Consider the following 13092-nt stretch of genomic DNA (forward strand, 5'->3'; position numbering starts at 1 on the left):
AAATGTTTGACTTGCTCATTTGCTTTTTTGATAGTGTGTGCTCACTTAAAATTTAACGTTGGCGCTTTGTTTTGTTCAGTTTTCAAAGAGCGATTTATCGTCGTTACTTCGCAAGCGACTTTATTATCATATCACTTACCCAATCTAATGTCAACAACTATTTTATATTGTTTTTTGATTGAGCAATTTATGATGTCGTTATTGGCGACTCCTAATATATTATCAGGTTGATGAGCTATCGTCAATGGTTTAATTAGTTTTTTCAAAAAAACTATAACATGATAAAAACCCCAAGGAGATATCCATGAGGTTTTCATAAGAATGACTTCTACGCAATTCCTTTATATAATCCAATAACCAATGGCTGCCAAAGCGGCAACTCCCGGTATTCCAAGCAGGCCGGCGACTGCCGACGTAACAGGGTTGATGGGAACATGAATGCCCGCTTGATTCCCAAGTGTATTCAAAAAGAACAAAAATGCTGCACCGATAATGATTTTTATAATCCCCTGTCCTATGAACCGGACGGGTCTTAATGGCGCCCCGATAATAAGGAGCATTAAAATCAGGCCGCCAACTACGGCAACAAAGACAACTGGTTCCAAACTCATTCCTCCCCGCAAGCTTGTACTACACTTATATGAAGGGAACGATGGATTAAGAACTGAAAAAAATGGCCATGAGGAATATGAAATCCTTCACAGCCATTTCCTTATCATCTTTTTAAGCGGACATTCCTTCTTTTAACTTCCCTGAATAAGTAGAAATATTTCACTTCCGCCAGTCTCGTTTGGGCGATTACTTCCTCAGATGGATCAACGCTTTTTTCAAGTAATGATTTTTGATTATGCCAATTCCATTTCAACTGTTCAAGCTCTTCGATTAATGAATCATTGAATTCATTCCGAAGTTTCTTTTTTTTACGAAAGAACAAGTGAAGTCCTCCCAGCTACCTTATATTTCTCTTCTTCCTTCAATTGCTTTTGATAGCGTCACTTCATCCGCATACTCCAAATCTCCGCCAACAGGAAGTCCGTGGGCAATTCGGGTCACTTTGATCCCTGATGGTCTAAGCAACCGCGAAATATACATGGCTGTCGCTTCACCTTCAATGTTAGGATTAGTAGCCAAAATGACCTCCAGCACCGTTTCATCTTGCAGGCGCTTTAATAAATCAGGAATATTTATATCTTCCGGACCGATTCCGTCCATCGGGGAAATACTGCCATGCAGTACATGGTATAAACCATTGAACTCTCTCATCTTTTCCATGGCTATTACATCTTTAGGGTCCTGAACCACACAAATCAAACTTCTGTCCCTCTTTTGATCTTCGCAGATATAACAGGGATCTTGATCTGTAATATGACCACAGACTGAGCAATACATAAGATTCCGCTTAGCATTAACAAGTGCCTTTGCAAAATCCAAAACAGTATCTTCCTTCATGCTTAGTACATGAAAGGCTAATCGAGCAGCCGTTTTAGGACCAATCCCCGGCAATTTCATAAAACTGTCAATGAGCTTGGAAATTGGTTCTGGATAATGCATCGAATTCCTCCTAAAAATTTCAAAAGAAACCCCCTGAAAGGAAGTTTCTTTTGAACTTGCTTAAAACATACCCGGAAGGTTCATTCCCTTAGTGAATTGTCCCATCGTTTGGTTTGTCAGTTCTTCCGCCTTTTTCAAAGCATCGTTAGTCGCAGCCAGAACTAAATCCTGAAGCATATCGATATCATCCGGATCGACAACTTCCGGTTTGATGATTACATCGACGATTTCTTTATGTCCAGTCACGATGACCGTTACCATTCCGCCGCCAGCAGTTCCTTCAATCTTTTTTTCACCTAATTCTTCTTGTGCCTCTGCCATCTTCTTTTGCATCTTTTGCATTTGTTTCATCATGTTCTGCATATTACCGCCGCGCATACCCATTTTTCTTACCTCCAATTATTCTTTAATTTCAAGTAAATCATCGCCGACTAATTTCCTAGCCTCTGCTATAAAGGGGTCTTCTTCTTTTGATTCCGTTTCTTCGGGACCGTCGAACTGCTGTGTTGAGATGAAGTCCTCCCGCAACCTTTGCCACTGGCTCTCCGGAACTCCAGCTATCTCCATTCGGTGTCCGGTCAATTGCTGCATGATCGAGGCTATCACTTCCACGAAACGGTTATTTTCCATTGCCATTTGACAATGAATATCATATTTGAATTTTACCACAAAAGCTTCAGTTGACGCAGCAACAGGTTCTGCCTCCGTTAATAAAGCTGCCAATGACTTTTGGTTTTGCTGACCTAACTGCTCAAGCACTTCCGCCCACTTACTTTTCACAGCATTAAGACCTGGCTTTGTAGCTTGTTTCAAAACTTGATTGATCTTTCCTGCAGGTGCTTTATATGCCTTTTTAACAGCCCTTTGCGCCTTAGCCTGCTCTGCAGGCTTTTCTGTCATGGCTGCCGGAATGCCGTTTTTCTGCATTTCAATCAATTTCTTCTCTAAATCTTCTATTTTCTGCTGCAGCTGCAGCAGCTGCCCGTTATCATTTTGATTTGGCCTTTGCTCATTACATAACTTCACAAGTGCCACTTCAAGGAAAATCCTTGGATGATTTGTCCATTTCATATCCTGCTGTGTTTGATTGAAGCTTTCGATAATGGAGTAAATCGATTCAGAAGAGATCACTTCTGCCAATTCCTTAAATTGGGGATCTATCAAAACACGCTCGAAGGATTCTGCCAGTGCCGGTGCCGTTTGAAACAAAAGCATGTCACGGAAATAATAAATCATGTCTTCAATGAACCGAGCCGGGTCTTTTCCCATGGCCAGCAATTCTTCAAGGACTTCAAGTGCCACCGCTACTTCTTTATCATATATAGCTTTTGCCAGCCGGCTTAAAAACGCCTGCGAAACAGAACCGGTGACAGTCAATGCATCTTCCACAGAAACCGTCTCTGAACTGAAGGATATCGCTTGATCAAGAAGGCTTAGTGCATCCCGCATCCCGCCTTCGGCTGCCCTCGCAATGATATGAAGGGCTTGCTCATCACATGAAACACCTGTTTCTGCGATGATCTGTGACATCCTGCCAACTATATCTTGAGGCTGGATCCTTTTAAAATCAAACCTTTGGCAACGGGAAATGATCGTTAGTGGAATCTTATGAGGTTCAGTCGTCGCCAATATAAAAATCACGTGCTTCGGGGGTTCTTCCAATGTCTTTAAAAGTGCATTGAAAGCACCTTGTGATAGCATATGTACCTCATCAATGATATAAACTTTATATGTAACCGCGTTCGGTGCATATTTGACCTTATCACGAATGTCACGGATTTCCTCGACACCATTATTGGATGCTGCATCTATTTCTATAACATCTGATATGGAGCCATCGGTGATTCCGCGGCAGGTAGCACATTCGTTACAGGGCTCATTTGTCGGGGCATGCTCACAGTTCACTGCTTTCGCCAGAATTTTGGCAGCACTTGTTTTCCCTGTTCCACGCGGACCGGAAAATAAATAGGCATGCGAAACCTTCTGCCCGACCAAGGCATTCTGCAACGTTTTCGTTACATGTTCCTGCCCGACTACATCAATGAATTGTTGTGGCCGCCATACCCGGTATAATGCTTGATACCCCACGGAAATCCCTCCTTTTTTTCTCCACCTTGTTTATTATACATTACTGATTTCCTTAATATCAAAGTCTAAAAAGAAATTCTATCATTGCCTCATTTTTTTCAAAAATGCCAAGCGCTTTACCTTCTTGGCATAAAAAAAAAACCCACCCGATACGAATGAGTTTTTTGTTTATGTAAAATAACTGCCGTGCACCTTCTGTCGATTAGCAACCATAAGCGTTACTTAAGCAGTTAGCTCGGCCCAGGCAACCCTGCGGCACATGAGAACTTCCACTTAATGCTGCTTCCTTCCGGACCTGACATGGTTCATGGAGTCCCATTGCGCAGGACCCGGGCGTCAACACCACTTACTTAAGGCAGGCCCTACAGAATGCTAACCTCGAGAAGGGATTCAACCTCGCTAGAGCGGATTGCGAGTACAGGGCACCGCTACCTCCCCGTCTAGCACGGCAAAAGTAATACCAATTTCAAAGCGTCATGTCGACGCATAATTCATTATACTAAGGTAACAAAAAAAACGCAAGTGTTGTTCATGGACAGTTTGATTCCAAATTTATCAAATGAAGCAAAGCCCCATCTTCAACATTCGTTTTTCACCTATTTATTTTCCTCGGCAATTTTGAGTGCTTGCTCTCTTTTCAACGTTTTCTTTCTATTCCTAAGCTCTTTAAAAAAAGAAGTCAATATCCAGCCGCACTCTTCCCCTAATACACCGCTTGTTACATCACATTGATGGTTGAAGCGTTCATCTTGGAGTAAATCCATGAATGTCCCTGCACAGCCAGCCTTTGGGTCATGGGCTCCAAAAACAACCCTTTTTACCCTTGATTGCAAGATCGCACCAGCACACATGGGACAAGGCTCCAGCGTTACATATAATGTCGCATCTTCAAGACGCCAACTGCCAGTAGCACGGCAAGCCTCATTGATCGCAAGCAGCTCCGCATGTGCCGTCGCATTTTGTTCCGTTTCCCTCAGGTTATGCCCCGTCGAAATAACTTGATCATCTTTTACGATTAAAGCGCCAATCGGCACTTCATTCAACATCTGCGCCTTTTTCGCTTCCTTTAAGGCTAAATTCATGTAATAAACATCATCCTTCAAAAAAAAACCCCCTTATATTAAGTAGGAGTAAACAGACAAATATAAGACAAAATAAAGGTCATACTACTTGTTCTAATGAATAGTAACGCATGCGGCATACGTGCCGCAAGTAAATTCTCACAATACAGGAGGATAACCATGAATCGACCTGAAACGCCTTCTTTTGCATTGCTTATCATTGATATGATCAATGATTTTGATTTCAAATACGGGAATATGCTCCTTGCACATACGAAGCCTATCGTCGATCCGATTTTGAAATTAAAAAAGCAAATGAAAGAAAAGGGTTTTCCAATCATTTATATCAACGATCATTATGATTTATGGCAGGCTGACTTCGATAAAATTATTGCTAGATGTAAGAATGAAGGAAATGCCTCATTAATTGAAAGAATAAAACCTCAACAAGACGAATTCTTTCTCATCAAGCCGAAGCATTCCGCATTTTATGGGACGGCACTCAATACACTGCTTAAACGATTAAACGTGGAAACACTGATCATTACTGGAATAGCTGGAAACATATGCGTCCTATTCACGGCCAATGACGCCTATATGCGGGAATATAAGTTATGGATTCCGAAGGATTGCATCGCTTCCGCATCAAAGGAAGATAATCATTACGCATTAAAGATGATGAACCATGTTCTCAAGGCGTCCATAAAAGAAGGTGAAAACATTTAAGCATTCAATCGAACAAGGGCACTAACCTACATACATCCCCCAATAACACTCTTTCATTCTCTTTCTTTATCAACCTGACAAAAATGTCACTAAAGTCCCAAGTCTGTGATACAATATCTCTTGGCGAAAAACCTAATAACCGGGAATTTCAGCTTGATACCTCATTGAAGGAGGACAGATTGGATGAAATCCACCCCATTTATCACCGTCGAAGGTCCAATCGGCGTGGGAAAAACATCACTTGCAAAAGTTATCGCAGATCATTTTCAAATTTCATTATTGAAGGAAATTGTAGATGAAAATCCATTTCTCGGGAAATTCTATAATGATATTGATGAGTGGAGCTTTCAAACAGAAATGTTTTTTCTGTGTAACCGTTATAAACAATTGGAAGATATCGAAAAAAAGTATCTTACTAATGACCAAGCCGTGGTGGCTGATTACCATATATTCAAGAACTTGATATTTGCTGAACGAACGTTAAAGAACGGACAATACAATAAATACCTTGAAATATTCAATATTTTAACACGGGATATGCCTAAACCTAATATGGTGATTTATTTAAACGCAAGTCTTGATACTCTTCTCTCCCGAATCGGTAAAAGAGGTCGTGAATTCGAAAAAAATATATCCTCCATTTATTTAGAGCAGTTATCCGCGGATTATCGAACATTCATGGAAGCGTTTGAGAAACAGCACCCTGACATACCTGTTCTTACATTCAACGGAGATGAGCTGGATTTTGTCGGGAACAAGGATGATTTGAAAACGATAATCAGCCAAATAGAGAATGCCCTGCACAAAGGAGTAAAGTCAAATGAACTTACGAAAGAAATATAATATTCCAAACAATGCCGTCATTACGATAGCAGGGACGGTTGGCGTAGGAAAATCGACCATGACTAATGCTTTAGCCGATGCCCTTCAATTCAGGACATCCTTTGAGAAGGTTGATACGAACCCCTACCTGGATAAGTTTTACGATGATTTTAATCGCTGGAGTTTCCACCTGCAAATCTATTTCCTCGCTGAACGTTTTAAAGAGCAAAAAAAAATCTTCGAGTATGGCGGCGGTTTTATCCAAGACCGTTCCATTTATGAAGACACCGGGATATTTGCAAAAATGCATCATGAAAAAGGCACGATGAATGATGTGGACTACGAAACGTATACAAGCCTTTTCAATGCCATGGTAATGACGCCATACTTCCCGCACCCTGATTTACTAATCTATCTCGAAGGTTCGCTTGATGATATCCTAGACCGGATCCAAGAACGCGGCCGTCCAATGGAACAGCATACCCCAATTGAATATTGGCAGGAAATGCACGGCCGTTATGAAGAATGGATTGATCAATTCAACGCCTGCCCTGTCCTACGATTAAATATAAACGAATATGACCTTATGCAGGATGAAGCAAGCATTGAACCTCTTATAAAACGGATTGCCGAATATATGGAGCAAACCAAGTTGCTGCGAAATGTATAAAAAGAAAAACCACCGGTTATCCGGTGGTTTTTTAATATATTAGAAAACAAAAATCCCGTTACATATCTGCAACGGAATTCATCGATATCCAATTTATGCGCTGTGGTTATTAATAAGTTATGGAGGAGGTAGAGGGATTCGAACCCCCGCGGGATTTGACTCCCCTGTCGGTTTTCAAGACCGATCCCTTCAGCCGGACTTGGGTATACCTCCGTATCAACATTTATTATATTACATGGAATTAAAATTAAAGTCAAGCCCTCTATAAAGTTTTTTTAAAATAATTTTCAAACTTTGATAAAAAGGAGAATCAGCCTCTGTAATCAGAAGCTGATTCCTTTTGTCTTACGGTTTAATGACTTCCGCACCGCGCATATATGGACGTAATACTTCAGGAATGATAACACTGCCATCTTCCTGCTGATAATTTTCCAAAAGGGCTGCGACTGTACGGCCGATTGCCAAACCTGATCCATTTAGAGTATGGACGTGTTCCGGTTTACCTTTTGCATCACGTCTGAAGCGGATATTGGCCCGTCTAGCCTGGAATGCTTCAAAGTTACTGCAAGAAGAAATTTCGCGGTACGTCCCATAACTCGGGATCCAAACCTCGATATCATACTTTTTAGCAGCAGTGAAGCCAAGGTCTCCCGTACACATGCTCAGCACTCGGTATGGAAGTCCTAGCAATTGAAGGACCTTCTCGGCATGACCCGTGAGATTTTCCAATTCTGCATAAGAATCTTCCGGCTTCACGAACTTCACTAGTTCAACTTTATTGAACTGGTGCTGACGAATTAACCCGCGGGTATCACGACCTGCAGATCCTGCCTCTGAACGGAATGAAGCACTATATGCCGCATAGCTTATCGGCAGATCATCCATGCTCATGATTTCATCACGATGGAAGTTTGTCACCGGGACTTCAGCTGTAGGAATCAAGAAGTAATCATCACTTTCAATACGGAAAGCATCCTCTTCGAATTTTGGCAATTGACCTGTGCCAGTCATGCTTGCACGATTAACCATATATGGTGGCAGCATTTCTTCATATCCATGTTCCTCAACATGAAGGTCTAACATAAAGCTGATTAATGCACGTTCTAATCGAGCACCAAGACCCCTATAAAATACAAATCGGCTGCCGGTCACTTTTGCTGCCCGTTCAAAATCCAGGATGCCTAGATCTCCGGCTACATCCCAGTGTGGTTTCGGTTCAAACTTGAATTCCGGTAACTCTCCCCATTTACGGATTTCGACATTATCGTCTTCCGTCTCACCAACAGGCACACTTTCATGCGGAATGTTCGGAATGGAAAGAAGTAATGTTTCTAACTGGGCTTCCACTTCACGAAGTTCATCATCGAATCCTTTGATACGGTCACCAACTTCACGCATTTGGACAATCAGCTGATCTGCATCTTTTTTTTCCCGTTTCAATACGGCCACTTGCTGTGAAACTTCATTTCTTTGGCTTTTCAACTTTTCCGTATCAGCAATCAAAGCCCGACGCTTTACATCCAGTTCCTCGAATTTACCTAAATCGGTCAAATCTTCCCCTCTAAATTGCAATACACGCTTCACTTCTTCAAAATTATTTCTTACATATTTCAAATCCAACATTTTCAGTTCCTCCTTAATATTTTGATATTTTATCAAAGAACGCAAAAAACTCCCGTCCCCTGAAGAAGGGACGAGAGTTAACCCGCGTTGCCACCCTAGTTGAAGGCCTATCTAAAAACGCCTACCACTTATCACGATAACGGCTTTTAACCGAAAGTACTTACTGACCCAAAAGGCTTTCCATACTCTGCTCCAGGAGGGATTCACAAAACTCTCACACCGATTTCCACCAGCCATCGGCTCTCTATAGAAAGAAATACTTGTTACTATTTCCTGTCATTGCTTTCTTATATAATCAGATTGTTTTCCATAATGTACTATAATTTTATACATTACGCAACCGTTTTATACGTGAAACTTAAAACCAGCCTTTAACAGTGGAAGCTACACTGCTCCATACGTCACCAAAGAATCCGCCAACCGCTCGCATTGATAGTACGAACCAGTTTGCCTTTTCAACAGATTCAGCAGCTACGACGTTAACCTTAACCTGATCTCCGTTGATGTACCCGTAATCTTCACCTTTTTTAGGAGTGACTGTGATGTAACCTAGCTTTTCACCTTTTTTGATTGGTGCAGTCAGCTTACCATCATCATTCAATTTGTTTTTATCGATCACTAAATCTGTTTTATAGTTGTCTTTCTCACCATTTTCAACAAGTAGCTCGACCGCTTTTTCAGATTGAATCTTAACGTTTTTTTCCTTGCCTTTCACTACTGAAAGTGTTTCTTTCCCTTTCACCTGGTAGTTGGCAGGAAGGACTTTTTCCTTTTTAAAGGTTGCATAAGCATAGTTCATAAGCTTAGTGCTATCCGCAAAACGTTCGTTTTTATTAGTGGACTTCATGACCACCGTGATATAGCGCTGACCGTCCTGGATAACCGTCCCTGTGTGTCCATATCCGGCAAAGTCAGTAGATCCCGTTTTTAGTCCATCTACGCCTTTATATTCAAATATCAGGCCAGGCAGCATCCAGTTGAAGTTCGGATATTCTTTTCCATCACGGAACTTCAATTTAGGGATGCTGGCGATTTTCAACACTTCCGGATAATCATTTATTAAACGATAAGCAAGAAGTGCAGTATCTTTTGCTGTCATGATATTTTCATCATCTTCATCACCTGAAGGAAACTGCCCTAATAAATCGCCGTTATTCAAGCCGCTGGCATTAACGAATTTATGGTTTTTCAAGCCTAATTCCTTCGCTTTTTCGTTCATTAACTTAACGAAGCTCTTTTCACTTCCGGAAACTAGCTGTGCTAAAGCTACTGTTGCCGCATTTCCGGAATAGACGGCCATAGCTTGATATAGTTCCTTAACTGTATAATCTTCACCTTCCGTTAACCCAACATTCGACAAATTGGGTGCTTTTGAAAGGTCATGTACGTATTTATTTATTTTAACTTTTTGATCCCAACTGATTTTCCCATTTTCAATTGACTCCATTATGATGTACTCTGTCATCATTTTAGACATGGATGCAATCCCTAATACTTTATCGGCATTTTTTTCATACACGATTTGTCCTGTTTCACCATCAATGATGATGGCTGCCTCTGCTTTTAAACCCAAATTATCAGATTCAGCAACAGCTTCCCCCGGTTGATAGGCAAATTGCGACATAACAAGAACAAAAACAAAAGTGAAAATGAGGGTCATCTTGCTGATTTTTTTCAATTTCCAATACCTCCAACTTTTAAGCTAATCTCTATAACAAAGAAGAAACTTTATGTAATTCCCTTGACACCTTGTCTAGTTTATCACAGAAAAAATAAAAAAAATAGACAGAGTAATCGCAGACTCTGTCTATTTTAACAATAAATTTTAATGACGATTATATGTTAAATTCATTACATTGAGTAGTTCGGTGCTTCTTTTGTAATTTGGACATCATGAGGATGGCTTTCCCTTAATCCGGCACCAGTCATTTTGACAAATTGAGAGTTTTCCCTCAACTCTTCCAATGTGGCTGTACCGCAATATCCCATACCTGAACGAATGCCGCCAATCAGCTGGAAAATGGTATCTGATAAAGGTCCTTTATATGGAAGGCGGCCTTCGATGCCTTCTGGTACGAATTTCTTGTTATCTTCTTGGAAGTAACGATCCTTAGATCCCTTTTCCATTGCAGCAACAGAGCCCATACCCCGATACACTTTAAAACGGCGGCCTTGGAAAATTTCCGTTTCGCCCGGGCTTTCAGTTACACCGGCAAGCATACTGCCAAGCATTACTGCATGTCCGCCTGCAGCTAGGGCTTTAACGATATCACCAGAGTATTTGATTCCGCCATCAGCGATGATCGTTTTACCATGTTTCCTTGCTTCTGTCGCACAATCGAAGACTGCCGTGATTTGCGGAACACCTACACCAGCTACAACCCTTGTCGTACAGATTGACCCTGGTCCGATTCCCACTTTCACTACATCAGCTCCCGCTTCAATCAATGCTTTCGTACCTTCAGCTGTTGCCACATTACCGGCAATGATCGTCAATTCAGGATATGTCCCGCGGATTTCCTTAACCATTTCAAGGACGCCTTCTGAATGACCGTGAGCAGTATCAAGTACAATTGCATCGACATGGGACTTAACCAGCATTTCGACACGCTTCATTGTATCCTTGGTCACGCCGACTGCAGCACCTGCAAGTAATCTTCCTTGCTTATCTTTCGCCGAATTCGGGAACTCGATGACTTTCTCGATATCCTTGATCGTAATAAGTCCTTTAAGAACTCCATTATCATCCACAAGGGGAAGCTTTTCAATTTTGTATTTTTGAAGGATCTTCTCTGCTTGTTCCAAGTTAGTTCCCACTGGCGCTGTGACCAGATTCTCTACAGTCATGACACTGGAAATCTTCAAGGAAAAATCGGAAATAAATCGCAAATCACGGTTTGTAATGATACCCACAAGTTTTTGATCCTCTATATTGTTGACTACAGGAACACCTGAAATGCGATATTTACCCATTAAATGCTCTGCATCGAATACTTGGTGATCCGGCGTTAAGAAAAATGGATCGGTAATTACACCGCTTTCTGAACGTTTTACTTTATCCACCAGTTCAGCTTGTGCTTCAATGGACATATTTTTATGAATGATACCCAATCCGCCTTGACGAGCCATGGCGATTGCCATCTCAGCTTCTGTCACGGTATCCATTCCTGCGCTGATGATAGGAAGGTTGAGCCTTAAGTTTTCAGCTAAGTTGACTTGAAGGTTAACATCTTTCGGCAAAACCTCTGATTTCGCTGGAATTAATAGGACATCATCAAAGGTTAAACCTTCTTTTGCAAATTTATTTTCCCACATTATTTTCCCCTCCTGCTTAAAAATATTATTTGTAGGTTATCAATAGGACATACTACTGTCAAGAAGAGAAATAAAAGTTTGATTATTCTATTAATTCGGAGGATAGCTGCAATGCCTGAAAACAATGATAATTTCGATATATATACACCTTTTTTTTCCGCATCTTCCTCACAACTTTTTTTACAAAAATGTTACATGCACGAAAAAATAGCAGAAGCGGAAATAAAAAGTTACGATAATTGTTATCCATTTATTTACCATCTTGAACACGCTAAAACTTATTATAATCAGGCTGCCATTGCACCACTTTCCATACAACCAATACTTACATTTTATGGATTCGCTCAATTGTTAAAGGCTTGTCTGCTCACGATTGACCCTAACTATCCGGAATCAACTTCGATGCTTGCCCATGGGGTAACAACGAGAAAAAAGAAAAAACAACAATATGAATTTTTAAAGGACGAAGTGAAAACGCAAAAGAATGGACTTTTCACCTGCATTGCCGAGAAGTTATTTCATATCAAGCATCTGGAAGGTGAAAAGTTTTCCATGGGAACATTAGTGAAGGAAATCCCAGACATGCAAAATTTTACATGGTCGGTTTCAAAGAAAAATTTCGTCGCCATGTTACCGTCTTCGAATGGCTTTCAATTACCATCAACGGTATTGGATAGCTTTCAAATGTCCAGCAGTCGGTTGGAAGAATTTTTGAAAGCTAAAACGAATCAAGTTTACAGTATTTCAGAAGCTCCTGGGACACTGCATTTAAAAACAGATGGCGTCCCTAATCATAATGCAACTTCCCCAATACGGTATAATTTTGCAGAAGGACAGTTCATGCTATCACTAAATAAAGATTCGTCAGCTTTTTCATTACCTGAACTTTTGATCCATTATTTGATTTCTTATAACCTTAGCATAATAGCTCGTTATGAAACAGAATGGTGGGCAGAACTGTTGAAAACCATGCCTAATGATGATTACCCCTGCATCGTTCAATTCCTTAAAATAAGCCAAGCTAAGGTGCCATTCTTAATATTTGAATGGATCAAGTCCGGAAGGTTCCACCTTTAATACTTCCAAAAACATCCATTTGGAGAATTTATCTGGTTTTAAACGAAGAAAAAAGACCAGCCGAATGGCTGATCTTTTAAAATGGCTTGGCGGCGTCCTACTCTCACAGGGGGAAACCCCCAACTACCATCGGCGCTGAAGAGCTTAACTGCCGTGTTC

At 40.9% G+C, this 13092-nt stretch carries 14 protein-coding genes, 1 tRNA gene, 1 rRNA gene, 1 other RNA gene and 1 other annotated feature; of the genes, 5 read left to right on the forward strand and 12 right to left on the reverse strand.

Annotation, left to right across the window (positions count from 1 at the left end):
* Positions 1-231, forward strand: a 231-nt coding sequence (locus tag ACIQZD_RS25865) for a hypothetical protein (protein WP_402907676.1), incomplete at its 5' end; no start/stop codon positions are given.
* 110 nt (positions 232-341) lie between these two features.
* On the opposite strand, the gene ACIQZD_RS25870 is transcribed toward ACIQZD_RS25865, so the two are convergent.
* The 7 genes from ACIQZD_RS25870 to tadA all read right to left on the reverse strand — a co-directional run bounded on the left by ACIQZD_RS25870 (position 342) and on the right by tadA (position 4742).
* Positions 342-611 carry a pro-sigmaK processing inhibitor BofA family protein gene (locus ACIQZD_RS25870; RefSeq protein ID WP_375090815.1) on the reverse strand — a complete coding sequence of 90 codons (270 nt, stop codon included), beginning with the start codon at positions 609-611 and terminating at the stop codon, positions 342-344.
* A 104-nt stretch (positions 612-715) separates the two neighbouring features.
* Positions 716-934 carry a YaaL family protein gene (locus tag ACIQZD_RS25875; protein WP_034316261.1) on the reverse strand — a complete coding sequence of 73 codons (219 nt, stop codon included), beginning with the start codon at positions 932-934 and terminating at the stop codon, positions 716-718.
* A gap of 20 nt (positions 935-954) precedes the next feature.
* Positions 955-1551 (reverse strand): recombination mediator RecR, encoded by a 597-nt coding sequence (recR, locus tag ACIQZD_RS25880; RefSeq protein WP_034316264.1) that lies wholly within the window; start codon positions 1549-1551, stop codon positions 955-957.
* Between the two features lie 60 nt (positions 1552-1611).
* Complete coding sequence (locus ACIQZD_RS25885; protein WP_053348895.1) at positions 1612-1929, reverse strand: YbaB/EbfC family nucleoid-associated protein; 318 nt, start codon at positions 1927-1929, stop codon at positions 1612-1614.
* Positions 1930-1950: 21 nt separating this feature from the next.
* Positions 1951-3639, reverse strand: a complete 1689-nt coding sequence (dnaX, locus tag ACIQZD_RS25890) for a DNA polymerase III subunit gamma/tau (protein WP_402907682.1) — start codon at positions 3637-3639, stop codon at positions 1951-1953.
* A 184-nt stretch (positions 3640-3823) separates the two neighbouring features.
* Positions 3824-4088, reverse strand: an RNA gene (ffs, locus tag ACIQZD_RS25895) — signal recognition particle sRNA large type.
* A 147-nt stretch (positions 4089-4235) separates the two neighbouring features.
* Complete coding sequence (gene tadA, locus ACIQZD_RS25900) at positions 4236-4742, reverse strand: tRNA adenosine(34) deaminase TadA (RefSeq protein ID WP_402907685.1); 507 nt, start codon at positions 4740-4742, stop codon at positions 4236-4238.
* A gap of 138 nt (positions 4743-4880) precedes the next feature.
* Here tadA and ACIQZD_RS25905 point away from each other — a divergent pair, with 138 nt between their 5' ends.
* The 3 genes from ACIQZD_RS25905 (at position 4881) to ACIQZD_RS25915 (ending at position 6918) form a co-directional block, all read left to right on the forward strand.
* Positions 4881-5426, forward strand: a complete 546-nt coding sequence (locus ACIQZD_RS25905) for a cysteine hydrolase family protein (RefSeq protein WP_402907688.1) — start codon at positions 4881-4883, stop codon at positions 5424-5426.
* Positions 5427-5609: 183 nt separating this feature from the next.
* Complete coding sequence (locus ACIQZD_RS25910; RefSeq protein ID WP_402907691.1) at positions 5610-6269, forward strand: deoxynucleoside kinase; 660 nt, start codon at positions 5610-5612, stop codon at positions 6267-6269.
* Positions 6247-6918, forward strand: a complete 672-nt coding sequence (locus tag ACIQZD_RS25915) for a deoxynucleoside kinase (RefSeq protein WP_402907694.1) — start codon at positions 6247-6249, stop codon at positions 6916-6918. Before ACIQZD_RS25910 ends, ACIQZD_RS25915 begins: the two co-directional genes overlap by 23 nt.
* Positions 6919-7038: 120 nt before the next feature.
* Here ACIQZD_RS25915 and ACIQZD_RS25920 read toward each other — a convergent pair.
* From ACIQZD_RS25920 to guaB, 4 genes are all read right to left on the reverse strand, one after another.
* Positions 7039-7131 (reverse strand) — tRNA-Ser (locus ACIQZD_RS25920).
* A gap of 132 nt (positions 7132-7263) precedes the next feature.
* Positions 7264-8541: a serine--tRNA ligase gene (gene serS / locus ACIQZD_RS25925; RefSeq protein WP_402907697.1), complete on the reverse strand. Its 1278-nt coding sequence runs from the start codon at positions 8539-8541 to the stop codon at positions 7264-7266.
* A gap of 63 nt (positions 8542-8604) precedes the next feature.
* Positions 8605-8830, reverse strand: a binding site (T-box leader).
* A gap of 69 nt (positions 8831-8899) precedes the next feature.
* A complete protein-coding gene (locus ACIQZD_RS25930; protein ID WP_402907700.1) occupies positions 8900-10219 on the reverse strand; it encodes a D-alanyl-D-alanine carboxypeptidase family protein in 1320 nt (439 codons plus the stop codon).
* A 173-nt stretch (positions 10220-10392) separates the two neighbouring features.
* The gene (gene guaB / locus ACIQZD_RS25935) at positions 10393-11856 is read right to left on the reverse strand and encodes an IMP dehydrogenase (protein WP_101226085.1); all 1464 of its coding nucleotides are present in this window, start codon (positions 11854-11856) and stop codon (positions 10393-10395) included.
* Positions 11857-11967: 111 nt separating this feature from the next.
* On the opposite strand from guaB, the gene ACIQZD_RS25940 reads away from it, so the two are divergent.
* Positions 11968-12933: a YaaC family protein gene (locus ACIQZD_RS25940; RefSeq protein WP_402907703.1), complete on the forward strand. Its 966-nt coding sequence runs from the start codon at positions 11968-11970 to the stop codon at positions 12931-12933.
* Positions 12934-13017: 84 nt separating this feature from the next.
* Here ACIQZD_RS25940 and rrf read toward each other — a convergent pair.
* A 5S ribosomal RNA gene (gene rrf / locus ACIQZD_RS26250) occupies positions 13018-13092 on the reverse strand; the annotation flags it as partial.

Source organism: Peribacillus sp. NPDC096447 (assembly GCF_044762725.1).
Classification (GTDB): domain Bacteria; phylum Bacillota; class Bacilli; order Bacillales; family DSM-1321; genus Peribacillus.